Annotated in this window: 33 protein-coding genes and 1 riboswitch; of the genes, 8 read left to right on the top strand and 25 right to left on the bottom strand. The window is 63.7% G+C overall.

From position 1 onward, the window contains the following. Positions 1-37: 37 nt before the first annotated feature. The 17 genes from rplQ to QYR03_RS06480 form a co-directional block, all read right to left on the bottom strand. Positions 38-586 carry a 50S ribosomal protein L17 gene (gene rplQ, locus QYR03_RS06400; protein WP_259850017.1) on the bottom strand — a complete coding sequence of 183 codons (549 nt, stop codon included), beginning with the start codon at positions 584-586 and terminating at the stop codon, positions 38-40. 97 nt (positions 587-683) lie between these two features. Then, on the bottom strand, positions 684-1,697 hold the full coding sequence (locus QYR03_RS06405; RefSeq protein ID WP_301712449.1) for a DNA-directed RNA polymerase subunit alpha: 1,014 nt from the start codon (positions 1,695-1,697) through the stop codon (positions 684-686). Positions 1,698-1,810: 113 nt separating this feature from the next. After that, positions 1,811-2,416, bottom strand: coding sequence for a 30S ribosomal protein S4 (rpsD, locus tag QYR03_RS06410; protein ID WP_076599145.1), 606 nt, complete (start codon positions 2,414-2,416; stop codon positions 1,811-1,813). Between the two features lie 30 nt (positions 2,417-2,446). Continuing rightward, positions 2,447-2,854 (bottom strand): 30S ribosomal protein S11, encoded by a 408-nt coding sequence (rpsK, locus tag QYR03_RS06415; protein ID WP_301712450.1) that lies wholly within the window; start codon positions 2,852-2,854, stop codon positions 2,447-2,449. A 3-nt stretch (positions 2,855-2,857) separates the two neighbouring features. Continuing rightward, the gene (gene rpsM, locus QYR03_RS06420) at positions 2,858-3,226 is read right to left on the bottom strand and encodes a 30S ribosomal protein S13 (protein ID WP_005286639.1); all 369 of its coding nucleotides are present in this window, start codon (positions 3,224-3,226) and stop codon (positions 2,858-2,860) included. A gap of 245 nt (positions 3,227-3,471) precedes the next feature. Beyond that, positions 3,472-3,690 (bottom strand): translation initiation factor IF-1, encoded by a 219-nt coding sequence (gene infA, locus QYR03_RS06425; protein WP_259850028.1) that lies wholly within the window; start codon positions 3,688-3,690, stop codon positions 3,472-3,474. Between the two features lie 190 nt (positions 3,691-3,880). Further along, positions 3,881-4,702, bottom strand: a complete 822-nt coding sequence (locus QYR03_RS06430) for a L,D-transpeptidase (RefSeq protein WP_301712451.1) — start codon at positions 4,700-4,702, stop codon at positions 3,881-3,883. Between the two features lie 64 nt (positions 4,703-4,766). Continuing rightward, positions 4,767-5,567, bottom strand: coding sequence for a type I methionyl aminopeptidase (map, locus tag QYR03_RS06435; protein ID WP_301712452.1), 801 nt, complete (start codon positions 5,565-5,567; stop codon positions 4,767-4,769). A 75-nt stretch (positions 5,568-5,642) separates the two neighbouring features. Next, positions 5,643-6,188 carry an adenylate kinase gene (locus QYR03_RS06440; RefSeq protein WP_259850038.1) on the bottom strand — a complete coding sequence of 182 codons (546 nt, stop codon included), beginning with the start codon at positions 6,186-6,188 and terminating at the stop codon, positions 5,643-5,645. After that, positions 6,188-7,519, bottom strand: coding sequence for a preprotein translocase subunit SecY (secY, locus tag QYR03_RS06445; RefSeq protein WP_259850039.1), 1,332 nt, complete (start codon positions 7,517-7,519; stop codon positions 6,188-6,190). The genes QYR03_RS06440 and secY overlap by 1 nt, the downstream gene beginning before the upstream one ends. A gap of 305 nt (positions 7,520-7,824) precedes the next feature. Continuing rightward, a complete protein-coding gene (gene rplO, locus QYR03_RS06450) occupies positions 7,825-8,319 on the bottom strand; it encodes a 50S ribosomal protein L15 (RefSeq protein WP_301712453.1) in 495 nt (164 codons plus the stop codon). Positions 8,320-8,327: 8 nt separating this feature from the next. Next, a complete protein-coding gene (gene rpmD, locus QYR03_RS06455; protein WP_259851906.1) occupies positions 8,328-8,513 on the bottom strand; it encodes a 50S ribosomal protein L30 in 186 nt (61 codons plus the stop codon). A 5-nt stretch (positions 8,514-8,518) separates the two neighbouring features. After that, positions 8,519-9,190 (bottom strand): 30S ribosomal protein S5, encoded by a 672-nt coding sequence (gene rpsE, locus QYR03_RS06460; RefSeq protein ID WP_301712454.1) that lies wholly within the window; start codon positions 9,188-9,190, stop codon positions 8,519-8,521. Between the two features lie 38 nt (positions 9,191-9,228). Next, a complete protein-coding gene (gene rplR, locus QYR03_RS06465) occupies positions 9,229-9,636 on the bottom strand; it encodes a 50S ribosomal protein L18 (RefSeq protein ID WP_259851907.1) in 408 nt (135 codons plus the stop codon). A 3-nt stretch (positions 9,637-9,639) separates the two neighbouring features. Next, the gene (gene rplF, locus QYR03_RS06470) at positions 9,640-10,176 is read right to left on the bottom strand and encodes a 50S ribosomal protein L6 (protein WP_259851908.1); all 537 of its coding nucleotides are present in this window, start codon (positions 10,174-10,176) and stop codon (positions 9,640-9,642) included. Positions 10,177-10,193: 17 nt separating this feature from the next. Beyond that, positions 10,194-10,592 carry a 30S ribosomal protein S8 gene (rpsH, locus tag QYR03_RS06475; protein WP_301712455.1) on the bottom strand — a complete coding sequence of 133 codons (399 nt, stop codon included), beginning with the start codon at positions 10,590-10,592 and terminating at the stop codon, positions 10,194-10,196. Positions 10,593-11,183: 591 nt separating this feature from the next. Continuing rightward, positions 11,184-11,909: a DUF2786 domain-containing protein gene (locus QYR03_RS06480; RefSeq protein ID WP_301712456.1), complete on the bottom strand. Its 726-nt coding sequence runs from the start codon at positions 11,907-11,909 to the stop codon at positions 11,184-11,186. Between the two features lie 188 nt (positions 11,910-12,097). Here QYR03_RS06480 and QYR03_RS06485 point away from each other — a divergent pair, with 188 nt between their 5' ends. From QYR03_RS06485 to QYR03_RS06495, 3 genes are all read left to right on the top strand, one after another. Beyond that, entirely contained in the window at positions 12,098-13,105 is a 1,008-nt protein-coding gene (locus QYR03_RS06485) for an L-lactate dehydrogenase (protein WP_259851912.1), read from the top strand. A 116-nt stretch (positions 13,106-13,221) separates the two neighbouring features. Beyond that, positions 13,222-13,899, top strand: a complete 678-nt coding sequence (locus QYR03_RS06490) for an HAD-IIA family hydrolase (RefSeq protein ID WP_259851919.1) — start codon at positions 13,222-13,224, stop codon at positions 13,897-13,899. Between the two features lie 396 nt (positions 13,900-14,295). Continuing rightward, positions 14,296-14,445, top strand: coding sequence for a hypothetical protein (locus QYR03_RS06495; protein WP_259851920.1), 150 nt, complete (start codon positions 14,296-14,298; stop codon positions 14,443-14,445). Between the two features lie 316 nt (positions 14,446-14,761). On the opposite strand, the gene rplE is transcribed toward QYR03_RS06495, so the two are convergent. The 3 genes from rplE to rplN are packed head-to-tail and all read right to left on the bottom strand — an operon-like array spanning position 14,762 to position 16,032. Beyond that, positions 14,762-15,349, bottom strand: a complete 588-nt coding sequence (gene rplE, locus QYR03_RS06500; protein WP_259851921.1) for a 50S ribosomal protein L5 — start codon at positions 15,347-15,349, stop codon at positions 14,762-14,764. After that, on the bottom strand, positions 15,349-15,663 hold the full coding sequence (rplX, locus tag QYR03_RS06505) for a 50S ribosomal protein L24 (RefSeq protein WP_301712457.1): 315 nt from the start codon (positions 15,661-15,663) through the stop codon (positions 15,349-15,351). The genes rplE and rplX overlap by 1 nt, the downstream gene beginning before the upstream one ends. Continuing rightward, positions 15,664-16,032, bottom strand: coding sequence for a 50S ribosomal protein L14 (gene rplN, locus QYR03_RS06510; protein ID WP_210575002.1), 369 nt, complete (start codon positions 16,030-16,032; stop codon positions 15,664-15,666). A gap of 301 nt (positions 16,033-16,333) precedes the next feature. Next, positions 16,334-16,495, top strand: a riboswitch (TPP riboswitch). Here rplN and QYR03_RS06515 point away from each other — a divergent pair. From QYR03_RS06515 to QYR03_RS06535, 5 genes are all read left to right on the top strand, one after another. After that, positions 16,485-18,053, top strand: coding sequence for a bifunctional hydroxymethylpyrimidine kinase/phosphomethylpyrimidine kinase (locus QYR03_RS06515; RefSeq protein ID WP_301712458.1), 1,569 nt, complete (start codon positions 16,485-16,487; stop codon positions 18,051-18,053). (Overlaps the previous riboswitch by 11 nt.) Before the next feature lie 69 nt (positions 18,054-18,122). After that, positions 18,123-18,917 carry a formate/nitrite transporter family protein gene (locus QYR03_RS06520; RefSeq protein WP_301712459.1) on the top strand — a complete coding sequence of 265 codons (795 nt, stop codon included), beginning with the start codon at positions 18,123-18,125 and terminating at the stop codon, positions 18,915-18,917. 99 nt (positions 18,918-19,016) lie between these two features. Further along, positions 19,017-19,415: a hypothetical protein gene (locus QYR03_RS06525; protein WP_301712460.1), complete on the top strand. Its 399-nt coding sequence runs from the start codon at positions 19,017-19,019 to the stop codon at positions 19,413-19,415. After that, positions 19,297-20,904: an ABC transporter gene (locus QYR03_RS06530; protein ID WP_301712461.1), complete on the top strand. Its 1,608-nt coding sequence runs from the start codon at positions 19,297-19,299 to the stop codon at positions 20,902-20,904. The genes QYR03_RS06525 and QYR03_RS06530 overlap by 119 nt, the downstream gene beginning before the upstream one ends. After that, a complete protein-coding gene (locus QYR03_RS06535; RefSeq protein ID WP_301712462.1) occupies positions 20,891-22,498 on the top strand; it encodes a GTPase family protein in 1,608 nt (535 codons plus the stop codon). The genes QYR03_RS06530 and QYR03_RS06535 overlap by 14 nt, the downstream gene beginning before the upstream one ends. A 6-nt stretch (positions 22,499-22,504) precedes the next feature. Here QYR03_RS06535 and QYR03_RS06540 read toward each other — a convergent pair whose 3' ends face one another. The 5 genes from QYR03_RS06540 to rplP all read right to left on the bottom strand — a co-directional run bounded on the left by QYR03_RS06540 (position 22,505) and on the right by rplP (position 24,972). Beyond that, positions 22,505-22,930: a hypothetical protein gene (locus tag QYR03_RS06540; RefSeq protein WP_301712463.1), complete on the bottom strand. Its 426-nt coding sequence runs from the start codon at positions 22,928-22,930 to the stop codon at positions 22,505-22,507. A 121-nt stretch (positions 22,931-23,051) separates the two neighbouring features. Beyond that, on the bottom strand, positions 23,052-23,957 hold the full coding sequence (locus QYR03_RS06545) for a hypothetical protein (RefSeq protein ID WP_301712464.1): 906 nt from the start codon (positions 23,955-23,957) through the stop codon (positions 23,052-23,054). A 96-nt stretch (positions 23,958-24,053) separates the two neighbouring features. Beyond that, positions 24,054-24,320 (bottom strand): 30S ribosomal protein S17, encoded by a 267-nt coding sequence (gene rpsQ / locus QYR03_RS06550; protein WP_259851928.1) that lies wholly within the window; start codon positions 24,318-24,320, stop codon positions 24,054-24,056. Further along, positions 24,320-24,556 (bottom strand): 50S ribosomal protein L29, encoded by a 237-nt coding sequence (rpmC, locus tag QYR03_RS06555; RefSeq protein WP_259851929.1) that lies wholly within the window; start codon positions 24,554-24,556, stop codon positions 24,320-24,322. The genes rpsQ and rpmC overlap by 1 nt, the downstream gene beginning before the upstream one ends. Beyond that, positions 24,556-24,972, bottom strand: coding sequence for a 50S ribosomal protein L16 (gene rplP / locus QYR03_RS06560; protein WP_259851930.1), 417 nt, complete (start codon positions 24,970-24,972; stop codon positions 24,556-24,558). Before rplP ends, rpmC begins: the two co-directional genes overlap by 1 nt. Positions 24,973-24,977 lie beyond the last annotated feature (5 nt).

The raw sequence follows: 24,977 nt of genomic DNA on the forward strand, positions 1-24,977 counted from the left end.
GGGCGTTTCAGCGCTTCAGGCTAGCTGGGCGAGATGCTTACTTCTCGTCCTCGGCGGTCGTCTCCTGGACCTCCGGAGCCTCAGCGGTGTCCTCGGCCACAGCGTCGTCGTTGGACTCGGCGTCGGCCGGAGCCTCAGCCTTGGTCTCCTCGGCCTTCTCCTCAGCCTCAGCAGCCTTCTGCTGGGATGCGGCGGCGCGTGCTGCACGGGTCGCCTCGGAGGTCACGGTCTCCTCGAGAACGAGGGAGATGTTGGCCATCGGAGCGTTGTCGCCCTTGCGGTTCTCGAGCTTGATGGTGCGGGTGTAGCCACCTGCACGGTTCTCGAACTTCGGGGCGAGCTCGTTGAACAGGTACGCCACGACGTCCTTGTTCGGGATGTCCTTGGCCACGGCGCGGCGGTCAGCGACCGAGCCGGACTTGGCCTTGGTGATCAGCTTCTCTGCGTACGGGCGCAGCACCTTGGCCTTGGCCTCGGTGGTGTTGATGGAGCCGTTCACGAACAGCTGGCTGGCCAGGTTGGACAGAATGTGCTTCTGGTGGCCAGCCGAACCGCCGAGACGCGGGCCCTTCTTCGGGGTAGGCATTGTTGTACTCCTCATGTTGTTTCGCGGACTCTATCGCTTATGGGCGGGAGCCTGCGGAAACGGTGTTCATTGAAACGTCAGTGTCAGTGCGCGTTGATTACTCGGCGTCATCCATGGAGCCGTCGACGAAGTCGCCGGTCTCTGCGTCGTAGCCCTCAAGCTGGGTCGGATCGAAATCTTCCGGGGCATCCTTGAGAGTCAGGCCCAAAGAAGCGAGCTTGATCTTCACTTCGTTGATGGACTTCTGGCCGAAGTTGCGGATGTCCAGCAGGTCGGATTCGGTGCACTCGGCAAGCTCACCGACGGTGTGGATCTCCTGGCGCTTCAGGCAGTTGTAGGAACGCACGGAGAAGTTCAGGTCCTCGATCGGCATGTTGTACGCGGCGATGTACTCCGTCTCCTGCGGGGACGGGCCGATCTCGATGCCCTCTGCGGCGGTGTTCAGCTCACGTGCGAGGCCGAACAGCTCCACGAGGGTGGAACCTGCGGACGCGAGAGCGTCGCGGGCGGTCATGGAGTTCTTGGTCTCCACATCGATGATCAGCTTGTCAAAGTCGGTACGCTGCTCGACACGCGTCGCCTCAACCTTGTAGGACACCTTCAGCACCGGCGAATAGATCTGGTCGACCGGGATACGGCCGATCTCGCCGCCGGAGTTGGGCATCGCCGGAACGTAGCCGCGGCCGCGCTCGACAACGAGTTCCATCTCCAGGCGCGCCTGCTCGTTGAGCGAGGCGATGTGCAGGTCCGGGTTGTGCACGGTGACGTCAGCCGGCAGATCGAAGTCTGCTGCGGTGACCTCGCCCGGGCCTTCCTTGGACAGGTACATGACCACCGGCTCATCGGAGTCGGAGGACAGCACGAGGTCCTTCACGTTGAGGATGATCTCAGAGACGTTCTCCTTGACACCGTTGATCGTGGTGAACTCGTGGAGCACACCCTCGATCTTGATGGAGGTCACGGCTGCGCCCGGGATGGACGACAGCAGCGTGCGGCGGAGAGAGTTACCGAGGGTGTAACCGAAACCGGGCTCGAGCGGCTCGATGACGAACTTCGAGCGGTTGGTGTCGATGTACTCCTCAGTGAGCTGAGGACGCTGAGAGATGAGCATGGACTTCTCCTTTTCCGGCGACCGCTATATGACGCCGTAGAGAGTGCCAGCGGCCAGTGCCGCCAACACGGATGACAATTGAAGGGGGCTCCGCTAACCGCGGAACTCCTACCTTACTTCGAGTAAAGCTCGACGATGAGCTGCTCCTGCAGCGGGACGTCGATCTGAGCGCGCTCGGGCAGCTGGTGCACGAGGATGCGCAGGGTCTCCGGAACGACCTGGAGCCACGCCGGGACGACGGAGTCGACCAGCGCGTCCTGGGCTTCTTCGAACCAGAGCATGTTGCGGGACTTGTCACGCACATCGATGATGTCGTACTGGGTCACGCGGTAGGACGGCACGTTGGTCTTCTTGCCGTTGACCGTGAAGTGGCCGTGGGACACCAGCTGACGGGCCTGACGGCGGGTACGTGCCAGACCGGCGCGGTACACGACGTTGTCCAGACGGGACTCCAGCAGGATGAGCAGGTTGTCGCCGGTCTTGCCCGGGAGGCGGTTGGCCTCCTCGTAGTAGCGGCGGAACTGCTTCTCCATCACACCGTAGGTGTAACGGGCCTTCTGCTTCTCCTGGAGCTGCAGCAGGTACTCAGATTCCTTGATGCGGGCGCGGCCAGCCTGCCCCGGAGGGTAGGGACGACGCTCGAAGGACATGTCGCCGCCGACAAGGTCGACGCGAAGGCGGCGAGACTTACGGGTAGCAGGGCCGGTATAACGAGCCATGATGTATTACCTCTTTTCCTTTCTCACCAGTTAAACGCGACGACGCTTCGGCGGACGGCAGCCGTTGAACGGCTGCGGCGTCACGTCGGAGATCGAGGACACCTCCAGGCCGGCGGCCTGGAGCGAACGGATGGCGGTCTCGCGGCCGGAGCCCGGACCCTTGACGAAAACGTCGACCTTCTTCATACCGTGGTCCATTGCCTTGCGGGCAGCGTTCTCGGCGGCCATCTGGGCAGCGAACGGGGTGGACTTGCGGGAGCCCTTGAAGCCGACGTGGCCGGAGGACGCCCACGAGATCACAGCACCGTTCGGGTCCGTGATGGACACGATGGTGTTGTTGAAGGTGGACTTGATGTACGCGTGGCCAGCGGCCACATTCTTCTTGGCTACGCGACGACCGGAGCGGCGCGCAGCGGAGGAGCGAGTCTTCGGTGGCATAGGTTACTTCTTCTTTCCTGCGATGGTCTTCTTCGGTCCCTTGCGGGTACGCGCGTTGGTCTTGGTGCGCTGGCCGCGGACCGGGAGTCCACGACGGTGACGCAGGCCCTGGTAAGAGCCGATTTCGATCTTGCGGCGGATATCAGCCTGAACTTCGCGGCGGAGGTCGCCCTCAACCTTCCACGAGTTCTCGATGACATCACGAAGAGCGGCGACCTGATCGTCGGTCAGGTTGTCGGTGCGCAGGTCAGGAGAGATGCCCGTCTTCTCGAGCAGCTCCTTGGAACGGGCCGGGCCGATTCCGTAGATGTAGGTAAGTGCGACCTCCATACGCTTATTGCGCGGTAGGTCGACACCAGCTAGACGTGCCATGTGGTACGTGCCTTTCGGGTTGTTTCGGTGGTTTTCTCCCCACTCGTCCACGCCAAGCGGCACTTGTGTCCGGTCCGTACCGGACTATTGGGCCGTGATTCACGTGGCTCCAGCCACCGCAGCCGGAGGTTGCATGGATCGTCGGTGCTGTGCGGCATCCGATCCGAGAGTAAGGAGGCTTCTGTTCTGGTGCTTTTGACTCGGCTACCGAGCCGAACAAGCTGTCCCACCCCTAGGGGGTGAATTTACTTGTAGCGGTAGACGATACGTCCGCGGTCCAGGTCGTACGGGGACAGTTCCACGACGACGCGGTCCTCGGGGAGAATGCGGATGTAGTGCTGGCGCATCTTGCCGCTGATGTGTGCGAGAACCTCGTGACCGTTGTCGAGCTCGACACGGAACATCGCGTTCTTCAAGGGCTCGATAATGCGGCCCTCGACCTCGATTGCGCCTTCTTTAGCCATACACTCCGCTTTCCCGGCACCGGCAAAACTGCTGGTGCCTAACGTATTTGAGTCAATTGCTTGCGGTGCGCTGGGTTTTCCCCGCACACCACGTGACCACTTTAGCCATCTACCTGCGGGAAAGCAAAATCCTCCCAGCCCGGCCCGTTGGGGTCGGATGGGAGGATGCGCGTGGCCTTGAGGCGCGCCTTTAAAAGACGTGGACCTGATCGCCGATCTGCAAGTTGTTGAAGTAGGTCTGGGCATCTTGGCGGTACATGCGGATGCAGCCGGCCGACTTGATGGACGGGTCGCCCTGGTGGAAGGCGATGCCGTTGTTAGTGAAGTACGTCGCGTACGGCATCGGGGCGTTGTTGAACTCGTAGGAGATCTCGTCCTTGACCTTGCGGTTGACGTAGTGGAAGCCCTTCGGTGTCTCCTGCCCCGGCTTGCCGGACGCCATGCGGACCGGCCCATAGGTGATCTTGCCGTTGCTCTGCAGCCAGGTGCGCTGATTCTTCAGGTCGACGCAGGCGCGTGCCGACGGGGCGCAACCACCAGGCTGCGGCTTCGGGGCCGGTTTCGGCGCGGGCTTCGGCTGCGGTGCAGGCTTCGGGGCCGGTTTCGGCGCGGGCTTCGGCTTCGGTTTCGGCGTGTGCTCCGCGATCAGGCCGGGAGCGATAGCTTCGACGAGGCCGTCGATGCCGTCGTGAAGCTGCTTCTCGAAGGCCTTGTTGGCACCGGCGAGCGCGGTCGCCTGGGCGCGCAGAGCGTTACGTGCGTCCCACACGGCGTTGCGTGCGTTGGTGTTCAGCTGCATGGATGCGGCCTGCAGGTTCTTCTCGGCCTGCTGCAGGAACGCCGAGGAGCTCGACGCAGTCAGGTTCGGCAGGGCCGGAGCAGGCGCGGCCTCGGCGGTCGCGGGGCTTGCGACGATAGCGGCGACGATGCCCGCGCCAGCCAGCAGCGAACCTGCGCGGCGGGCAAAGCGGGAGGTTTTGGTTTCAAGCGCGTGGCGCGGTGTGAAGGACATGGTGGAAAGTATAACGCCCCATGCCGGAAAACGGTGAGCCAACCGGCAATTTCCCCAGGCTTGTCTACCCGACCCGTGGAGTGAGAATCCGGGGGCCGTCAGCGGTCGCGGCGACAGTGTGCTCCCAGTGCGCGGCGGGGGAATGATCAGCGGTGACGACTGTCCAGTCGTCGTCGAGCACGGTCGAGCCGGTCTCACCGCCGAGGATCAGCATCGGTTCGATGGCCAGGACGGAGCCTTCGTCGATAAGCGGGCCGCGGCCCGGATGTCCTTCGTTGCGCAGGTACGGGTCCTCGTGCATCTCGTGGCCGATGCCGTGTCCGCCGTATCCGGCGAGAATGCCGAGCTTGATGCTGAACTCCTCTTCCGCCTCGCGGGTCGCCACCTCGAGCGCGTGGGAGATATCGGTGAGCCGGTTGCCGGGCACCATCGCTTGGAGGCCTTCGAGTAGCACTTGCCTGGTTGCGCGGTTGAGCTTATCGACGTCCCCCGCCAGCTCCCCCACCCCAAAGCTCCAGGCCGAGTCGCCGACCCACCCCTCGAGGGTCGCCCCGCAGTCGATGGACACCAAGTCCCCCTCCTTGAGGACCGTCTTGGTGCTCGGGATGCCGTGGACCACGACTTCGTTCACGGACGCGCAAATGCTGCCTGGGAAGCCCTGGTACCCCTTGAAAGTAGGGGTCGCGCCGTGCCGGCGGATCACTTCTTCGGCGACCTCGTCCAAGTCAGCGGTTGTCACACCGGGTGCCGCCGCTTCACGCACTTCCTGCAGCGCAATGCCGACAATGCGGCCGGCTTCCTCCATCGCGTCGAGCTCCCCCGGTGACTTTGCGGGAAGGGACTTCTTACGGCCGAACAGCATCATGCGGTTGCCTCCATGAATAAAGAATGCGCTGGCCTAGCTAAGGCCAGCGCGGTCATTGGTGCAGTGGGGCGGCGGCTACTTGCCCAGCTGCTCCATTGCGCGGGCGTTGACCTCGTCGACATCGCCCTCGGCGTCGATGTTGATGATCGCATCGCCGTAGTGGTCGATCAGCGGCGCGGTCTCGTCCCGGTACACCTGCAGACGGGTGCGGATCGTGTCCTCGTTGTCGTCGGCGCGACCACGGGCCAGCATACGCTCAACCACAACGTCCTCGTTGATCTTGAAGTTGAGGACGCCGTCGAGCTTCTGGTCGTTGCGCTTGAGCAGATCCTCGAGGATCTCGGCCTGCTCAACGGTGCGCGGGAAGCCGTCGAGGAGCCAGCCGTTCGCGGCGTCTTCCTCGTTCAGGCGCTCCTCCACCATGCGCGCGGTGACATCGGTCGGGACGAGCTTGCCCGCGTCGATGTACTCCTTGGCTTCCTTGCCCAGCGGGGTGCCCTCGCCGATATTGGCGCGGAACAGATCGCCCGTTGAGATGTGGGGGATGTTCAGCTTCTCCGAGAGGATCGCTGCCTGGGTACCTTTACCGGCACCGGGAGGGCCGAGGAGAACGAGACGCATTATTTCAACAGTCCTTCGTAGTTGGATTGCAGTAGCTGGGATTCAATTTGCTTCACCGTGGTCAGGGCCACGGAGACCATAATCAGGATAGCCGTGCCGCCGAACGCGGACATGCTGCCCCCCTTGCCGCTGCCGCTAATACCCAGGTCCAGAGCGATATTCGGGAGGATCGCGATGAGGCCGAGGTAGATGGCGCCGACGAAGAGCAGGCGGTTCATCACGAACGCCAGGTACTCGGCCGTCGGGCGGCCCGGACGGATGCCCGGGATGAAGCCGCCGTACTTCTTCATGTTGTCCGCCTGCTCGTACGGGTCGTACTGGATGGAGACGTAGAAGTACGCAAAGAAGATGATCAGCGTGAAGTAAATCAGGATGTACTGCCACGAAGCCGGGTTCTGCAGCCACGCGATGACGGTGGACATCCACCAGTTGTCCGGCGGCGTGGGCTTGTTGGAGTTGATGATCTGGGTGATCAGGACCGGAACGTACATCAGGGAGGACGCGAAGATCACCGGGATAACGCCGGCCTGGTTGACCTTGAGCGGCAGATAAGTCGAGGTTCCGCCGTACTGGCGGCGGCCGACCATGCGCTTGGCGTACTGCACCGGGATGCGGCGCTGGCCCTGCTCGATGAAGACGATGCCGACGACAAGCAGGATCACCGCTGCGATGACCACGGCGAAGACGACTGGGCCGGACTGGCGGAAGATATTCGCGCCGTCCGTGGGCAAGCGGGTCGCGATACCGGCGAAGATGAGCAGGGACATGCCGTTGCCGACGCCCTTTTCCGTGATGATTTCGCCGAGCCACATGATCAGAACAGCACCGGAGGTCATCACGATCACCATCATCGCGAGGGTCCACAGGTTGCGGTCCTCAACGAGGACGGGCACACCCTGGCCGAGCAGCTGCTCGCGGTCCGCCAGCGCCACGATGCCGGAAGACTGGAGCAGCGCCAGCGCCACGGTGAGATAACGCGTGTACTGCGTCATCTTCGCCTGGCCGGACTGTCCTTCCTTCTTCAGCTCCTCGAAGCGCGGGATGACGACGGTGAGCAGCTGCACGATGATCGACGCAGTAATGTACGGCATGATGCCGATGGCGAAGATCGATAGCTGCAGCAGCGCGCCGCCGGAGAAGAGACTGATCACCGAGAAAATATTGGCGTCGTTGTCCTTGGTGAGCGCGCTGAGGCGCTCGGCGATTACTCCGTAGTCGACACCCGGGGTCGGGATCTGCGCACCGATCCGGTACAGGATGATCAGCGCAATGGTGATCAAAATCTTCTTGCGTAGATCGGCGTCCTTGAACGCCTGAACAATGGCTGACACGTGGCCTCCTGGCTCTTCCCGCCCACTGTGTACGCCAACCCCATAACGGCGCCGCACCCAGCGAAGGAAGTAGCGGACAGTAGATAACGTAGGTTGATGCCCGGCCGCGCCGTGTCATACCGGAACGGTGGACATATTTTGACTCGTCCACCCTACCAGGTGGGTATGCGAAACTACGATTCCCCCGGCAAGCTTCCGCGCGGCCCACCGCGGAAGAACCACGTCGGGGAGGCACGGAACGCCAAAACTCCCCGCCGGGAAGCGCTCTCGCGCACCCCGGCGGGGAGTTTCAGTTCAAGGTAGGACTAGTCCTCCTTGGCCTCCTCAGCCTTGTCAGCCTTCTCGACCTTCGGAGCAGCCTCGGTGATCGAGCCACCGGCTGCCGAGATCTTCTCGGCGGCGGACTTGGAGAACTTCTCTGCGGTGATGTCGAGCTTGACGGAGATCTCGCCGTCGCCCAGCACCTTCACCGGCTGGTTCTTGCGGACCAGGCCAGCGGCAGCGATGTCTGCGGAGGTGATGGAGCCACCCTCCGGGAACGCCTTGGCCAGGTCGGAAACGTTGACCACCTGGTAGACGATCTTGTTGTTGTTCTTGAAGCCCTTGAGCTTCGGCAGACGCATGTGCAGCGGCATCTGGCCACCCTCGAAAGCGGCGGAAACCTGCTTACGAGCCTTGGTGCCCTTCGTACCGCGGCCAGCGGTCTTGCCCTTGGAAGCCTCACCGCGGCCGACGCGGGTCTTGGCCTTGTTCGCACCCTCAGCCGGGCGCAGATCATGGAGCTTAATGATGTCAGCCATGTCAGTACCTACTCCCCTGCTACTTCTTCAACGGTGACCAGGTGGGCCACCTTGAGGATCTGGCCGCGGGTCGCGCCGTTGTCCTGCTTGACAACAGACTGCCCGATCTTGCGCAGGCCGAGAGCCTCGAGGTTCTTACGGGTGGCCGGCTTCTCGCCGACCATTCCGTGGTGAAGTGTAATTTTCAGTGCCATTGTGCTTAAGCCTCCTGTCCTGCGCGCTTACGCAGCATACGTGCGGGGGCGACTTCCTCGATGGACTTGCTGCGGCGGGCAGCAACTTCCTCGGGGCGCACAAGTTCCTTCAGGCCCGAAACGGTGGCGCGAACCACGTTGAGGGCGTTGTCGGAACCCAGGGACTTGGCCAGGATGTCCTGGACGCCGGCGCACTCGAGCACCGGACGGGCAGCGCCGCCGGCGATGACACCGGTACCGGGAGCAGCCGGGCGCAGCATGACCACGCCAGCGGCATCCTCGCCCTGGACCGGGTGGGGGATGGTGCCGCCGATCATCGGGACGCGGAAGAAGTTCTTGCGGGCTTCCTCTGCACCCTTCTGGATAGCGGCGGGGACTTCCTTCGCCTTGCCGTAGCCGACACCGACCATGCCCTGGCCGTCGCCGACCACGACGAGCGCGGTGAAGGACATGTTGCGGCCGCCCTTGACGGTCTTGGCGACACGGTTGATGGTGACAACGCGCTCGATGTACTTGTCGCGCTCGTCCTGGGCACCGCCACGGCGGTCGTCGCGGCGGCCGCGGCCACCACGCTCGTTGCGGCCGCCGCGGTCGTTGCGACCGCTGCGTCCGTTGTTGTTCTGCTTGTTCTGGTCGTCGGCGGATGCTCCGCCGTCACGCCGTTCACGCTCGGCCATGTCGCGATCCTTCCGTTGAGTATCGTTTGCGGTGGTCATTAGAACTTCAGACCACCTTCGCGGGCGGCGTCGGCAAGCGCGGCGACGCGGCCGTGGTATTTGTAGCCGCCACGGTCGAAGACGACCGTCTCGATGCCGGCTTCCTTGGCGCGCTCCGCGATGAGCTCGCCCACCTTGGCTGCCTTAGCCTTCTTGTCACCATCGAGGGTGCGCACTGCATCTTCCATGGAGGAAGCGGCCACGAGGGTGTGGCCGGCCAGGTCGTCGATCACCTGGACGTGCATGTGACGGGAGCTGCGGTGCACAACGAGACGCGGGGTCTCCGGGGTGCCGCGCAGGGTCTTGCGGATGCGGTTGTGGCGGCGGACGCGGGCCTCACGGCGGCGGGTAGCAATGTCCCGGCCGACCGGGGTGCGCTTCTGAGTAGTCTTTTCTTCAGTGCTCATGGTTTACTTACCCGTCTTTCCGACCTTGCGGCGAATCTGCTCGCCCTCGTAGCGGATGCCCTTACCCTTGTACGGGTCATCCTTGCGGAGGCGGCGGATATTCGCGGCAACCTGGCCAACCTGCTGCTTGTCAATGCCTTCGATGGAGAGCTTCGTGTTGCCGTCGACGGCGAACGTGATGCCCTCCGGAGCCTCGATGAGGACCGGGTGCGAGTAGCCGAGGGAGAACTCGAGGTTCTTGCCCTTCAGCTGGACACGGTAGCCGACACCGAAGATCTCCATGTTGATCTTGTAGCCCTCGGTCACGCCGACAACGCAGTTGTTGATCAGCGAGCGGGACAGGCCGTGGAGCGAGCGGTTGTCGCGGTGGTCATTCGGGCGAGAAACCACGATCTGGTTCTCTTCAACGGCGGCGGTGATCGGTGTCGGAACATCGACGGTCAGGGTGCCCTTCGGGCCCTTCACCTCGACGTGCTGGCCGTCAATCTTGGTTTCGACGCCGTTGGGGATTGCGATAGGTGCGTTACCTACACGAGACATATCTGTTCAACCTCCCTTTACCAGACGTAGGCGAGGACTTCCCCACCCACACCCTTCTCTTGGGCCTGACGGTCGGTGAGCAAGCCGTGGGACGTGGAGATGATGGCCACGCCCAGGCCGCCGAGAACCTGCGGCAGGTCGTTGGACTTCGCGTAGACACGCAGACCGGGCTTGGACACGCGGCGCAGACCTGCGATGGAGGCCTGACGGGACGGTCCGTACTTGAGGTCCAGGGACAAGGTCTTGCCGACCTTCTCTTCCTCGACCTTGTAGTCAGTGATGTAGCCCTCCTGCTTGAGGATCTCCGCGATGTTGACCTTCAACTTCGAGGAGGGCATGGACACGGTCTCGTGGTGCGCGTTGTTTGCGTTGCGCACGCGAGACAGCATGTCCGCAATGGGATCTGTCATGGTCATGGTTGACCGCTTACCTTTCTCGTTGCGGTTCCCGTTACCCACCTTGTCCTCCACACCTCCGGGGCATGGGGGACTCGCGTTATCCGTGTGTTCTGTCGGGGGCTACTACGAGTCCGGACTGCACCTGACCGGCACTTTTCCGGACTCAAGACAGTGGCGCTCCTTGCCGCTCAGTAACGGAAGGTGCTCGCCGCCACCCTTCATACGGTCCGCATTTCGGCGGGGGGCCTGCAACAAAGTTGGATGTTTACGTTCAATGCGGGTCGTGCGCACGCTCAGCGCGCGCAGAACCGTTGCTAAACAATACAGGTCAGGGCACGGAAGGCACAAATTGCTTATCGACGCCTCCCGCCGGCCCCGAAGGATTTCCCCCCCACAGATGCCGCCGCAAGAGCCGCGGCCACGAGAACTGCCCCCAGTCTTTTCGTCTTTTTCACCCTGTACGCCACTGAAACTCCATCCCGAAAACAAATAATGTGTCCTGCGAAACATTAAGACGCGCATTGGGCGGAAGCTGGAGATTGGTTATTAGGTGCTGAAATTTATGTAGTTTCATACACAAACGCATGTGGGCCTACGGTGCCCCAGCAGCTAGCACGGCAGGGCCGGGCGGGCGCGCACCCGGGTCTGGCCGAGATCGCTCGATTCCCCGGCGCTGGCGCCGCGGTGGAACGAATCGCCGTGCACGGTGGCCTTGGATGCGCGGTTGGTGAATATGATGCCCTGCTCCGCGGCGAAAGCATCCATGGCGTCCTGGGCTTTATCGCGGTCGTCCATGAGCGCGAGCGCGTACTCCCCTTTCCCGGCGGCGACAGACCCCTCGGCGGCCTGGAGCCGGTCCGCGACCACGCTGATGAACCCGCCCATGTAGGACCGGCGCGCCACCACCGTGGCCACCCCGAGCACACGGTTGCCGCTGACCTGCTGCGCTCCAGCAGCCATCTGCGGGTTCAGGACGGCGTAGAGCATCTCCGCGCGCTCCACGTGCCGGCGCAGACCGAATGCCGTGACGGCCGAGACCTTCCGGGAGCGCCGCGCACTTTCCATGTACGCCACGCAGTGCAAGGCGGAGCAAACGTTCAACAGAAGCGACGCTTGCATGTCCGTGTAAGCCCCGCTGAGCGCGAATGTGCGCATAATCACCTCGTCCGCATCGGAGTGGTTGCGCAGGTCCCTCTCCTCGAACCCGTAGGCCGCCATGAGGTCGAAGGCCTTCTGGTAAAAAACCTCCCCCTCGGCGGTCCCCGCCCGGTCCGCAGCCTGATTGAGCAGCTTTTGCACGCGTTCCTTGATCTTGTCGATGTTCGTCGTACCCATGTTTCCCCCTTGGTTTTGTGTCTGGAAGGTACACCGCTGGTTCTACCGCGCACGGTCACCCCCACCTGCCGGATTCGAACAGGCACCTGTGGATAACTCCGTCGCGGGCACGACCTGAATTTCGGGGCTAGTCTCGGTACCAAGGCTGCGACAAAGCTGAAGCAGCGAACACGAGCGAAGGAGCATCAATGATCCATCCGAACGCATCGCGCAAGGTCGACGTCGACGCAGAAAACCCCACTCCCGGTAACAAGGTCGTGCTGATCGGCGCCGGTGATGTCGGAATGGCCTACGCATCCGCCATTGTCAACCAGGGTCTGTGCGACCACCTGGCCATCATCGATCTGAATGAGGAAAAGGTCTGGGGCGAAGTCCAAGACCTGAACCACGCTGTGCCGTGGTCGGGCCACAACACCCGCGTCACCCAGGGCACCTACGAGGACTGCCGTGACGCTGCTGTCGTCGTCAATTGCGCTGGTGTCGCACAGCGCGACGGTGAGACCCGCCTCGAGCTGGTCGGCCGCAACGTGAAGATCTTCAAGTCCATCGTCGACGAGGTCATGGACCACGGCTTCAACGGCATCTTTGTCGTCGCCACCAACCCAGTCGATGTCCTCGCGTACGCGACCTGGAAGTTCTCCGGTCTGCCGTCCAACCGCGTCATTGGCTCCGGCACCGTGCTGGACACCGCCCGCTACCGCTACGCGCTCGGCGAGTACTTCGACGTCTCCGCCACCAACGTCCACGCCTACGTCATCGGCGAGCATGGCGACACCGAGCTGGCTGTAACTTCCTCCGCTTCCGCCGCGGGCATCCCGCTGAAGGACCGCCTGGAGAAGCTGGCGGAGACCGACGCGGACACCTCCAGCAAGATGGAGGAGATCTTTGTCAAGACCCGCGACGCGGCCTACGACATCATCCGCGCCAAGGGCTCCACCAGCTACGGCATCGGCGGTGGCCTGGCCCGCATTACCCGCGCTGTGCTGAAGAACGAGGGAGCTGTCCTGCCTGTCAGCGCGCTGCTCGAGGGCCAGTACGGTGAAGAGAACATCTACATCGGCACCCCGGCCGTGATCAACCGCAACGGCATCCAGGAGGTCGTCGAGCTCTCCCTCGACGAGCACGAGTCCGAGCAATTCGCACACTCCTCCAAGGTCCTGCGCGACGTCATGAACCAGGCGGAGCTCACGGACTAGGAGCTTCCTGACGGACGCGTTCACACCCCCTGACCTCGCCCACGAGAGGGCGCGCGACAGGGGGTGTTCTTCGTCAAGCGTCTGCTTTCACACCGACAAGCTGAAGGAGAAAAGACATGATTTCCTACTTGACCGACATGGACGGTGTACTCCACCGGGAAGGTTCCGTGATCCCAGGCGCCGAGGAATTCATCACCGCTTTGCGGGAGGAGGAGATCCCGTTCATGGTGCTCACGAACAACTCGATGCAGACACCACGGGACCTCTCGGCGAAACTCGTGCGCATGGGCCTGCACATCGAACCCGAACGGATTTGGACATCCGCCACCGCGACCGCGCGCTTCCTCGCGCAACAGGCGGGTTCCTCATCAAGCGCATACGTCATCGGGGAAGCAGGCTTGACGACGGCTCTCCACGAGCAAGGCTGGATCCTCACCGACGCCGACCCCGATTTCGTGGTGCTGGGCGAAACCCGCACCTACTCCTTCGAAGCCATCTCGACGGCGGCAAACCTGATCATGAACGGTGCCCGGTTCATCGGCACCAACCCGGACGTGACCGGGCCCGGCCCGAACGGAGTCATCCCGGCGACCGGCGCAGTCGCCGCGATGATCACCGAAATGACCGGGAAACACCCCTATTACGTCGGCAAACCCAACCCGGTGATGATGCGCACCGCCCTGAACAATATCGGCGCCCACTCCGAGAACACCATCATGATCGGCGACCGCATGGACACCGACGTCAAAGCCGGCCTCGAAGCCGGCATGCGCACCATCCTCGCGGGCCTTTAAAGGCCTGGAATCGGAAGCCGCCATTATTGTTGGGCTCGACCACCTTGCACTGTCCGGCACCTTCGATTGGAACAAGAAACTTCTATACATAGCCGTTACCTGTGCACGGCAATCTTTATCGCTCATAGCCAAGAAAGACTCAACCATGGCTAAGAGACTCGAAAATGCGATCGGCAAAATCAATCTACCAAGTTAGACTGCCCCAATGGCCTTAGACCGGCCCACACACCACTCGGCAGCAGTAAAAAGCAGAGTGACCCAGATTTTCGATCCTCCGCACCAAGGACAACTACCGCAACTTGTAATGCACAGCCTTGAATCCCAGGGGAACCCCCAGCCCCTGTCGTAAGATACCATTGGACTAGAAGTGATCCTTGAAGGAAAGGGGATAATAGAATGGGCTTCGATTGGGAAAGCATTCTTGATGCTAGTGGCGACGGACTTCAAGATGCTTATGAAGATGCCATAGCTTACGCCGATAAATATAGCCACGAAGAAGCGGCGGACTATCATGAAAACGGCGAGGACGAAAACGAAGATTTCTAGCGGAGCGCCGTGCACGAAAAATCGAAACGCTGCTAGAAGACCTGCTATGGGAACGCTATGAAGTAGGATGTCTTCGGCCGACAGTAGACGAAGCTTTACCACAGGACTGAGTTCGCCCGTGGCAAAGAAGGGGGAACACAAAATTGAATTCGCGGAGCGTTTCAGCCCCAAACGACTACACGGCCTGATCCCGATGCAGTATCGGAATCAGGCCATTGAGGTCTTCTGGGCCCACCCATCACCGACTGCTATCTAAACGGTAGGCATCTTATTGAGGCGTGGGGCGGGTGGGGTTATTCGTCGATAAGCGAGATGCTTATGCGCGCTGCATCTTGCCGTCCTTGTCCTTGAACGGGAAGCCGAAGTGGCGCAACAGCGCACGGCCTTCCTCGTCGTTGACTGCGGAGGTGACAACGGTGATGTCCATACCGCGCGGACGGTCGATCTTGTCCACGTCGATCTCGTAGAACATCGTCTGCTCGGACAGGCCGAACGTGTAGTTGCCGTTGCCGTCGAACTGGGTGTCCGACAGGCCGCGGAAGTCGCGGATACGCGGGAGAGCGACTGTCAGCAGACGATCCAGGAACTCCCACATACGGTCGCCGCGCAGGGTGACCTTCGCGCCGATCGGCATACCTTCACGGAGCTTGAAGTTAGCGATGGACTTCTTCGCGCGACGCAGCTGCGGCTTCTGGCCGGTGATCGCGGTGAGGTCCTCGAGCGCGCCGTTGATCATCTTGGAATCGCGGGCAGCGTCACCGACACCCATGTTGACCACAATCTTGGTCAGACCCGGGATCTGCATGACGTTGTCGTAGCCGAACTCCTCGGAGAGCTTGCCGCGGATCTCGTCCTTGTAACGCGTCTTCAGACGCGGCGTGTAGTTGGTGGTGCTCTCGGTCATTAGATGTCCTTCCCGTTCGACTTGGCAACGCGGACTTTCTTGCCGTTCTCATCGAAGCGGTAGCCCACACGGGTCGGGCTGCCCTCGGAGTCGACGACCATCACGTTGGACACGTGGATCGGGGCCTCCTGGGTAACGATGCCGCCGGACTCGGCGCCGCGCTCGTTGTAGGAGTTTGCGACGTGCTTCTTCACACGGTTGACGCCCTCGACGAGGACGCGGTCGCGCTTCGGGTAAGCCTCGATGACGCGGCCCTGCGCGCCCTTATCCTTACCAGCGACGACCTGGACCATATCGCCCTTCTTGATCTTCAACTAGATCACCTCCGGTGCGAGAGACACGATCTTCATGAACTTCTTGTCGCGCAGCTCGCGGGCGACCGGGCCGAAGATGCGGGTGCCGCGGGGCTCGGTGTCGTTCTTGATCAGAACAGCTGCGTTCTCGTCGAAAGCGATGTAGGAGCCGTCCGGACGACGGGTCTCCTTCTTGGCGCGCACGATGACGGCGCGGACAACCTCGCCCTCCTTGACGTTGCCGCCGGGGGCGGCTTCCTTCACGGTGGCGACAATCGTGTCGCCGATGCCGGCGAAGCGTCGGACAGAACCGCCGAGCACCTGGATGCACAGAATTTCGCGTGCACCGGTGTTGTCGGCGACCTTCAGACGCGATTCTTTCTGAATCACTTTGGTCTCCTGACCTGGATCAATGTGCGCCAGATTTCCGTCCTGCACGCACGTGGTCAATGTCTTATCAGTGCCTATCCGCTTATCGACGAACAGTGCCCCGGCACCCACAGTGCCGCCACCGTCGAAGGGTCTCGCAGCCTCAACTCGGAAACGCGCGTCAGCTGCGACCAGCGCTAGACAACTGTGGTATTAAACCACGCCGCCTGCACGAACCCCAAATCTCCGGCCCCTGCTCGGCTTCCGCTTCACCGGAGCCATCCCCGCAGCCCCCGGCCGGTGCGTTTCACGTAGCATGTCGGGGCAAGACACGGGGTGCCACGCACCCATCGCCGCCGCCTGCCGCCGCAGCTCACCGGAGCAGCGGAACTGCAGTTCACGGCGGCCGGGCGCAACGCTGAGATCACACCCGTCGAACCTGAACGAACCAATATTCGCGGAGGAATTGTCTGATGACTTCTTTGTCTGGCGCGGCGAGCGCCATCCCGAACATCCCGAACGTGCTGTCCATCGCCGGCACGGACCCGACCGGAGGGGCCGGCATCCAGGCGGACCTAAAGTCCATCTCGGCGGCCGGCGGTTACGCGATGTGCGTGGTCACGGCGCTGGTCTCGCAGAACACCCACGGTGTCCGCGACATTCACGTCCCGCCGCAGGACTTCCTGGTCTCGCAGCTCAACGCCGTTTTCGACGACGTCCAGGTGGATGCGGTGAAGATCGGCATGCTCGGCGACGTCGACACCACGCAGACGGTCTCCGACTTTTTGGCGGCGCACCCCGTGCCGATCGTTGTGGTGGACCCGGTGATGGTCGCCACCAGCGGGGACCGCCTGCTCACCGAGGACGCGGAAGATGCGATGAGGCAGTTCGTGAAGGACCACGCGAGCGTCGTCACGCCGAATATCCCGGAACTGGCTGTGCTCGCCGGCACGACTCCCGCGGAGACCTTCGACGAAGCCCTCGAGCAGGGCCGCGCCTACGCGAAGGCGGCTGACGTGAACGTCGTGGTCAAGGGCGGACATCTCAAGGAGGGGTACGCGTCGAACGCACTAGTCACGCCCGACGGCGACGTCGAGATCGCGCACGTGCCCCGCGTGGACACGAAGAACACGCACGGCACGGGCTGCTCCTTGTCGTCCGCGCTCGCCGCGCGCTTGGCCATTGACTCGGACAGCGCGCTCGCGTGGACGTCCAGCTGGCTGCATGAAGCAATCGCGCACGCCGACGAGCTCAACGTCGGAACGGGACACGGGCCCGTCGACCACTTTCACCGTTCGCGGCGCCTCGCGGCGGCAGCGTCGACAACGCCGTGGAAGCTTAGCGACGACTGGACCGCCGCCGCCTTCCCTGCCGCCGCCGTCGAACCCAAGATTCCCGCCGCCGGCCCCTTCACGCGCGAGCTCTGGGACGCCGCGGCGCGCAAGGTGTGGCCGGAGACCCTGGAGCTGCCGTTCATCCGTGCGCTCCGCGACGGCACCCTGCCGGAGGAGCAGTTCGGCTTCTACCTCGTGCAGGACGCCTACTACCTGCGCGAGTACTCCCGCGCCCTGGCAACCGTGAGCGCCAAGGCGCCCGATGCGGAGGACCAGGTGTGGTGGTCGCAGTCCGCAACCGTCGCGATCGAAGCCGAATCGGACCTGCACCGTTCCTGGATCTCCCAGCACACCGTCGAAGCAGACACTCCCCCCTCGCCGACCACCCTCGGCTACGTGAATATGCTCACATCTAAAGCTGTTTTGGGGGACTATGTTGTCGGCGCCGCGGCAGTTTTGCCGTGCTTCTGGCTCTACGCGGAAGTCGGTTTGCACCTCGCGGAGAGCAACAGTTCGGAGCACCCCTACAACGCGTGGCTGTCCATGTACGGAGGCGACGATTTCACAGATGCCGTGCGTATGGCGCTGCAATCGGTAGAAAAGGCACTCTCGGGCGCGAGCGAGAAGCAGCGCGCGGACGCCCTCGAGGCGTTCATGTACGCCTGCTATTACGAACGCGAATTCTTCGATCAGGCCTCCCGAAGCTAGCGTCCGGAGCCCCTTCCGGGGCCGGAATCACGGTTCGCCACCTTTCGCGGAATGCTTTAGTTTGGAGGCGTGAGTTTCAGTGAAAAGGCCCCCGTATCAATCCAGAACAAGCTAGACCTGTTCGGACGCGAACCCGGTCGCTTCGCGCTGCGCGCCATCATGGCTGGCGTGCTCCTCGGCATCATGACTGCCTTCGCCGCAGCGACCGCCACCCTGACCGAGTCCTACGCCCCCGGCTGGGGCAAGTACCCCTTCGCCATGATCTTCGCGGTGACCCTCTACATGATGGTCGTCATGCAAGCGGAGCTCGCCACCGGCAACATGATGTTCATGACCTACGGCGTCGTCCACAGGCTGACTAAGATCCCGCGTGGGCTCATGGTCATCTTGTTCGTGACGTTCTTCAACCTCATCGGCGCCGCGATCATCTCGTTCCTCATCTCCCTGACCACCACCGGTCAACACGCCGAGACAACCCTCCCCTTCTTGGCCAACCTGTGGGAAGCCAAGCTGGCCAAACCGAGCTTCACCCTGTTCATCGAGGCCATCCTGGCCAACATGGTCGTCAACTGTGGCTTCATCCTGACCGCCCAGGCCGGTAAGGACCACAGCGCCAAGATCTGGGCAGTGGCCATCATCATTCCGGCGTTCGCGGCCATGGGCTACGAGCACTCGATCGCGAACTTCGTGCTGACCACCCTCGCCGGCTTCATGTTCGACCCGGCCTCCATCGACGGCTTCACCATCGGCAACGTCCTGCGCAACTGGACGATCGTCTGGCTGGGCAACCTCGTCGGCGGCGGTCTGATCATGGGCGGCATCTACGGTTGGCTCAACCGCACCCGCACCAACTACCGCGACTAAACCTCCACGTCCACCCTTTGCACGGCGCCGAAGGTCGGCGCCATTGTCCTTTTCACACTGCTAACGCACGGCGTCGAGCTGTCTGCCAAAATGGCTTAGGTGAGTACACCTAATAACGACATGCTCGACGCCGTGCGTCTTTTGCGCGACGCTGTCGACGGGACCCGCCTCGACGGGGAGGCGTCCGGTGATGCCCGCTCCATCGTCAACCAGCTCGACGACTATGTACTGCCGCGCTTGGCCAACCTCGACGCCCCACTTTTGGCGGTGATCGGCGGCTCCACGGGTTCCGGGAAGTCCACATTGGTGAACGCCGTGCTGCGCGAGCGGGGTGTCCAACCCGGGAGTGATCCGCCCGACGACGCGACAGCCGGTGCTGGTGGCCAACCCGGCGGACGCGGACTGGTTCAACTCCCCGCAGGTGCTGCCCGGCCTGGCCCGTTCGCACGGAGCCGGCGACGAGCAGTCCACCACGTTGCGCATCGTGGCCACCGGTAGCGTCCCGGAGGGCCTGGCGCTACTGGACGCCCCGGACTTTGATTCGATCGACGACCGCAACCGGGCCCTCGCTTCCCAGCTTCTCGCCGCGGCGGACTTGTGGGTCTTCGTGACCACACCGGCACGCTACGCGGACCAGTTGGTGTGGAATTTCCTCAATGACGCCGCCAGCCGCGGCATCGAGGTCGTGGTGGTGCTCAACCGTCTCGACGACAGTTCCGCGGCCACTGTCCCGGATGACCTCCGCCGCATGATGGACGAGGCGGGACTGACAGGCGCGACCGTTTTCACCGTCCCGTTCGTCCCCGGCCTGGGCGGCGACAGCGGCGAGGAATTCCTGCAGGACACCCTCGTTTCTGAGCTGCGCTCCTACTTGACCGGCCTGGCGGAGGATTCCGCCGCGCGCCGCGCCGTCGCGGGCAAGACGGTGGCGGGGGCGGCGACGGGGGCGCTTTCGCGCGTCGAGAAGCTTATCGACGCCCGCTCCCGCCAAGAAGCTTTCGCCTCCCAGCTGGACAGCGCGATCAGCGAGCAGTACTCCGCCGCCCACAGCCACGTGATCGACGCGACATCCGACGGCAAGCTCCTGCGCACCGAGGTCATGGACCGGTGGCAGGATGTCGTGGGCACCTCCGATGTGGCCCGAGGCTTCGAGCGCTGGTTCTCCCAGGCAGTGGATCGGGTGGGCAGTTTCTTCACCGGCGAACCCGCTCCCCTGCGCGAGGTGGAGACGGAGCTGGAAAGCGGCCTGCACGCCGTCATCGTGGATGCAGCCGACACCGCTGCCGCGCGCTCCTGGTCCCACATCGGTGCCGTCGCGCCGGACCTGCGTGCCGCGGCCGACCCCGCGCTGGCCCGCTCCAGCGCGGATATCGACGACAAGGCCGCAGCCCTCGTCCGCGAATGGCAGACCGCCCTTCTGGAGCGCATCCAGGAGACCGCCGGGTCGAAGCGCCAGCGCGCCCGAGCCATGTCCTTCGGCTTGAATGTGCTCACGGTCGCGCTGATGCTCGTCGTTTTCGCCTCCACCGCCGGGATCACGGGCGGCGAGGTCGCCATCGCCGGCGGCTCGGCTGTCCTGGGCCAGAAGCTGCTGGAAACGATGTTCGGCGAGGATACCGTGCGCCGCATGGCCGCCGACGCCCGCAACGACTTGAACGAGCGCCTCCACGCGCTGCTGCAGAGCGAGCGCGAACGCTTCTACCCCGTCACCGACCCGCTTCTGGAGGGCACCACAGCAGAGGACCTGGCCTCAGCCGCCGAGGACGCCCGCGCAGCTGTCGCCGAGCGCTTCCCGGAGCTGGCCGGCGATACCCGCCAGTCGTCGCTCCCGTCCGGTGCCGCCGCATCCGTCGCACAAAGCGCCCAGAACAGCCAGAACAGCCAGGCCACCCAGAGCCTCGAGTCCAGCGCCTCGAGCGGCCCGTTGCGCGACCTGTTCGCCCAGCTCCGCGGCGGGTTCAGGGGAGGTAGCGATGGCTCTGTTTAAACGCGGAAACACCGCAAGCCTCGGGGAACGCCTGACTGCGCTCGCAGAGGCCGCGGAAATCGGCGCTCCCTACCTGACGTCCGGCCAGCGCGAACACCTGGAGCAGATCGCTCGCGCCGGTGCTGAGCGCCGCGCCCTGTCGGCGGAGCACACCGTCGTCGGATTCTTCGGCGCCACGGGCTCCGGGAAGACGTCCTTGTTCAACGCCGTCGTTGGCGAGGATCTTGGCAAGGCGGCCGCACGCCGCCCCACCACTTCGTCGCCGCTGGCCGCGATTTGGGGGCCGGACGGCTCGGAGGAACTGCTCGACTGGCTGGATGTGGAGGACCGCCGGGTCCGCGCCGGCGAATTCGCCCCCGGGGCCGGCCCGCTGATCCTGCTGGACCTCCCGGACTTCGATTCCGTCGAAGCATCCAACCGTACCATCGCCGAACGCCTCGCCGGCCAGGTCGACGTGCTGGTCTGGGTGTCCGACCCGGAGAAATACGCCGACAGCGTGATTCACGACCAGTTCATCCGCCCCCACGCAAACCACTCCGCGGTCACCCTCGCGGTGCTCAACAAGGCGGACCTGCTCGGGGAAGCAGACGTTCCGACGGTGTCGCAGTCCTTCGCGCAGCTATTGCGCGAAGATGGCCTCACCAACGTCAGCGTCATTCCCACTTCCACCTACACCACAGCGGGTATCGACGATCTCCGCGGCGCTATCGCCCGCGTCGCCAAGGCCCACACCGCCCAGTCGGCCCGCATCGAAGCCGACATCGCGTCCGTGACCGGGGAATACGGGGACGGGGCGAAGACGGGGGATGTCGATAAGCGTGCGAAGCGCGAACTCGATGCCGTGCTCGCTCAGGCAGCCGGCGCGGACCGGGTGGCTGAGTCGACGGTCGCCGCGTACCGCAAGCGACTCCACGAGCGCACCGGCTGGCTGCTCACCTCGTGGGTGACCCGTTTCCGACCCGACCCCCTCAAACGCATGGGGTTGCGGGAGGACGCTGATTCCGTGGGCGTGCACCGCTCCTCCCTACCGGAGCTGTCCGCGGCCTCGAAAGCCGTCGCGAACAAAGGTGTGCGCGACTACGCCTCCGCCGTCGCCGCCGACCTCCCGCCGCAATGGGCTTCCGCCGTCTCTGACCGCGCCGACGAGGTCTCCAGAACCCTGCCCGCCGAACTTGACCGCGCTGTCGCCCGCACCCGGCTCCCCGCGGAGCCGTCGAAAGGTTGGGCGCTACTCACCGTCGTCCAGTGGCTGGCGCTGCTCGCCGCACTCGTCGGGGTGCTGTGGTACCTGCTCGTCGCCTTCATACCTGGTGCGCTGACGCCGCTGCTCGGCGGCGACCTCGTCCCGGACGTGGAAGGCTGGCCCATCCCCACCCTGCTCATCATGGCGGGGTTGCTCACCGGACTGGTGCTGGGTTTGGTCACCGCCGTTTTCGGCGGGGTGATCGGCGGCAGCGTCAAACGCAGAACGCGCGCGGCACTGCGCAAGGAAATCGCCGTGGCCTCCCAGTCCGCCGTGGTGGAGCCGCTCGGGGCGGTCCGCGACGACTACGGTCGCTTCACCGAGCGCATCGCCGCCGCCAGCGGCTCCTAGCAGCTCCTAGTAGCGGTGCGACGACAGGGTCTGCTTCGCCGCGCCGTAGAAGTCCAGCACCGGACGCGTCACGGGGGCGAACGCAGACACCCGCTTATCGACGGAGTAGTACTCATACCCCATCCCCACCGCCTGCTCACCGTTGACGAAGCAGGCACCGCGCCCCGGCTTGTTGTAGGAGCACACGGCGGTGTCCGCGTCGGCCTGGCCGAGAACCTTCAGGCCACGGCCGTACGGGTCACCGAACGCCTCGTCGCCTGGGCGGACCACCGGCGTCTCCGTCCACTGCGTGAACTGGGCTTCGTCCCAGTACGGGAGCTCGGTACCGGGCGGCGGCGGGGTGATCGCGTGGGCGGCTGGCGCCGCAACGGTCACCGCTGCGACGGCGGCTGCGGCGGCTGCGCTGCTACGGCTGATAATCCTCTTCTTCATGCTGTGCGTCTCCTCACATCGGCAGGCATCATGCGGTTACACCACCCAGCGTAACGCACGCCGCGCACGGCACCGGCGCCGTTTTCTGATCCACAATGCGGGACTTTGGCGGCAACCTGCACTAACTAGCTGCGATTTCCTGCAGTTGCGCGTTCCACGGTTCGTCGCCGGCGGGCTGCGCGTCACGGGGCTGCCCGACGTAGGCCGTCCCGAGTTTGCCGTCGGGGCCGTGAATGACGAGGGTGGCGGTTTGGCCGTCGACAGGCGAGGCGAGCAGTTCGACGACAGCCCGCACGCCAGCGTCGTCGAAAAGTTCTTCTGTGTAGAAATCCCAGACGGAATTGGGGCCGTGGCTGTCGACGGCGTCGAGACGCATCCAGCTCGCCGCAGCGACACGGTCGATGTGAGGGAGCAGCTCAGCATGCGTCGCGGATTCCGAGTCGAGGAGCAGCCTCCCCGCGGGCGGAAAACCGCTCAACGTGAAGCTCCGTCTGTGCGCACCGAGATGCTGGTACGCCGCGTCACGGAAGTCGCGCGCTTCGCCGTCGCTTATCGACGCCTCCCTGTACACCCTCCCCGCGAATCCCCCGTCGCTCCCCGATGCCGTCACCTCGACTTTCTCCACAGCCGGCGCGGCGAAGGGAGCCAGCATCTCCGCCGATTCCGCCCCGAAGGCCTCCTCTGGGAAAGGCCCTTCCCAGCTGAAGGTCGTCCCGCCGATATCCGCGGAGACGTGGGAGGTGAACGCTATGATCGCGCCCTTAGTCGCCTCCTTCTCCTTGCCGCGCAGCACCACCAGGGCATCAATGTAGGCAGGCACGCTGTCGACGTTGAGCTCTCCTCCAACCGAGACATCCGAGGACTCGAACCCGCCCGCAACCACGCGCGTGAACGTCAGGTCCCGCATCACCGGATCCGACTCAGCCCACCCCGCCAACGCAGCCACCTCGTCTTTCACGGGCTCCGCACACGCCCCGAGCAGCAAGGCGAGAGCACCGACCACACCAAGGAGAATTCTGCGCGCCATACGGCTCACTTTAATGCGGCACAGCAAACGCCCGCCCCCGAATCCAGTGGATGGATTGGGGGCGGGCGTGGTGGAGGCGTCGATAAGCGTGCTAGCTTAGCGAGCCTTCTCGATGACCTCGACGAGACGGAAGTGCTTGTCCTTGGACAGCGGGCGCGTCTCCTCAATGCGGACGAGGTCGCCGATGCCGGCGGTGTTCTCCTCGTCGTGCGCCTTCACACGGTTGGTGTTACGGACAATCTTGCCGTACAGCGCGTGGGACTTACGGTCCTCGATCTCGACAACGATGGTCTTGTCCATCTTGTCCGAGACCACGTAGCCGCGGCGGCGCTTCTGCAGGCCCTTATTCGTTGCTTCAGACATTAGTTAGCTCCTTCAGCACCAGGGACGGTGGACAGGCCGAGCTCGCGCTCACGCAGCACGGTGTAGATACGTGCGATGTCGCGCTTGACCGCCGCGATACGGCGATTGTTGGTCAACTGACCGGTCGCCAGCTGGAAGCGCAGGTTGAACAGCTCTTCCTTGGCGGCGCTCAGGCGGTCGTTCAGCTCAGCGTCGCTGAGCTCGCGGAACTCGTGCGCAGGGGTTCCAGTAGCCATTAGAACTGGTCCTCCTTCGAGATGATACGAGTCTTGCACGGGAGCTTAGCGCCAGCGCGGCGCAGAGCTTCCTGAGCGACAGCCTCGTTCGGGTAAGACATTTCGAACAGGATGCGGCCAGGCTTGACGTTGGCCACCCACTTCTCCACCGGGCCCTTACCGGAACCCATACGCACGCCGAGCGGCTTCTGGGTCAGCGGACGGTCCGGGAAGATGTTGATCCAGACCTTGCCGCCGCGCTTGACGTGGCGGTTGATGGCAATACGAGCTGCCTCGATCTGGCGGTTGGTGATGTAAGCCGGCTCGAGAGCCTGCAGGCCGAAATCACCGAAGTTGATGGTGTTGCCGCCCTTGGACACACCGGTACGGTTCGGACGGTGTTGGCGACGGTACTTGACGCGCTTAGGGATAAGCATGAGTC

The sequence above is a fragment of the Corynebacterium sp. P4-C1 genome (assembly GCF_030503595.1).
In the GTDB taxonomy this organism is placed as follows: domain Bacteria; phylum Actinomycetota; class Actinomycetes; order Mycobacteriales; family Mycobacteriaceae; genus Corynebacterium.

Excerpts from the sequence above, each read along its gene's own strand:
- rplQ (WP_259850017.1), bottom strand. The coding sequence starts at position 586 with ATGCCTACCCCGAAGAAGGGCCCGCGTCTCGGCGGTTCGGCTGGCCAC.
- QYR03_RS06405 (WP_301712449.1), bottom strand. The coding sequence starts at position 1,697 with ATGCTCATCTCTCAGCGTCCTCAGCTCACTGAGGAGTACATCGACACC.
- rpsD (WP_076599145.1), bottom strand. The coding sequence starts at position 2,416 with ATGGCTCGTTATACCGGCCCTGCTACCCGTAAGTCTCGCCGCCTTCGC.
- rpsK (WP_301712450.1), bottom strand. The coding sequence starts at position 2,854 with ATGCCACCGAAGACTCGCTCCTCCGCTGCGCGCCGCTCCGGTCGTCGC.
- rpsM (WP_005286639.1), bottom strand. The coding sequence starts at position 3,226 with ATGGCACGTCTAGCTGGTGTCGACCTACCGCGCAATAAGCGTATGGAG.
- infA (WP_259850028.1), bottom strand. The coding sequence starts at position 3,690 with ATGGCTAAAGAAGGCGCAATCGAGGTCGAGGGCCGCATTATCGAGCCC.
- QYR03_RS06430 (WP_301712451.1), bottom strand. The coding sequence starts at position 4,702 with ATGTCCTTCACACCGCGCCACGCGCTTGAAACCAAAACCTCCCGCTTT.
- map (WP_301712452.1), bottom strand. The coding sequence starts at position 5,567 with ATGATGCTGTTCGGCCGTAAGAAGTCCCTTCCCGCAAAGTCACCGGGG.
- QYR03_RS06440 (WP_259850038.1), bottom strand. The coding sequence starts at position 6,188 with ATGCGTCTCGTTCTCCTCGGCCCTCCCGGTGCCGGTAAAGGTACCCAG.
- rplO (WP_301712453.1), bottom strand. The coding sequence starts at position 8,319 with ATGGCTGACATCATTAAGCTCCATGATCTGCGCCCGGCTGAGGGTGCG.
- rpmD (WP_259851906.1), bottom strand. The coding sequence starts at position 8,513 with ATGGCACTGAAAATTACACTTCACCACGGAATGGTCGGCGAGAAGCCG.
- rpsE (WP_301712454.1), bottom strand. The coding sequence starts at position 9,190 with ATGGCCGAGCGTGAACGGCGTGACGGCGGAGCATCCGCCGACGACCAG.
- rplR (WP_259851907.1), bottom strand. The coding sequence starts at position 9,636 with ATGAGCACTGAAGAAAAGACTACTCAGAAGCGCACCCCGGTCGGCCGG.
- rplF (WP_259851908.1), bottom strand. The coding sequence starts at position 10,176 with ATGTCTCGTGTAGGTAACGCACCTATCGCAATCCCCAACGGCGTCGAA.
- rpsH (WP_301712455.1), bottom strand. The coding sequence starts at position 10,592 with ATGACCATGACAGATCCCATTGCGGACATGCTGTCTCGCGTGCGCAAC.
- QYR03_RS06480 (WP_301712456.1), bottom strand. The coding sequence starts at position 11,909 with ATGGGTACGACGAACATCGACAAGATCAAGGAACGCGTGCAAAAGCTG.
- QYR03_RS06485 (WP_259851912.1), top strand. The coding sequence starts at position 12,098 with ATGATCCATCCGAACGCATCGCGCAAGGTCGACGTCGACGCAGAAAAC.
- QYR03_RS06490 (WP_259851919.1), top strand. The coding sequence starts at position 13,222 with ATGATTTCCTACTTGACCGACATGGACGGTGTACTCCACCGGGAAGGT.
- QYR03_RS06495 (WP_259851920.1), top strand. The coding sequence starts at position 14,296 with ATGGGCTTCGATTGGGAAAGCATTCTTGATGCTAGTGGCGACGGACTT.
- rplE (WP_259851921.1), bottom strand. The coding sequence starts at position 15,349 with ATGACCGAGAGCACCACCAACTACACGCCGCGTCTGAAGACGCGTTAC.
- QYR03_RS06515 (WP_301712458.1), top strand. The coding sequence starts at position 16,485 with ATGACTTCTTTGTCTGGCGCGGCGAGCGCCATCCCGAACATCCCGAAC.
- QYR03_RS06535 (WP_301712462.1), top strand. The coding sequence starts at position 20,891 with ATGGCTCTGTTTAAACGCGGAAACACCGCAAGCCTCGGGGAACGCCTG.
- QYR03_RS06540 (WP_301712463.1), bottom strand. The coding sequence starts at position 22,930 with ATGAAGAAGAGGATTATCAGCCGTAGCAGCGCAGCCGCCGCAGCCGCC.
- QYR03_RS06545 (WP_301712464.1), bottom strand. The coding sequence starts at position 23,957 with ATGGCGCGCAGAATTCTCCTTGGTGTGGTCGGTGCTCTCGCCTTGCTG.
- rpsQ (WP_259851928.1), bottom strand. The coding sequence starts at position 24,320 with ATGTCTGAAGCAACGAATAAGGGCCTGCAGAAGCGCCGCCGCGGCTAC.
- rpmC (WP_259851929.1), bottom strand. The coding sequence starts at position 24,556 with ATGGCTACTGGAACCCCTGCGCACGAGTTCCGCGAGCTCAGCGACGCT.
- rplP (WP_259851930.1), bottom strand. The coding sequence starts at position 24,972 with ATGCTTATCCCTAAGCGCGTCAAGTACCGTCGCCAACACCGTCCGAAC.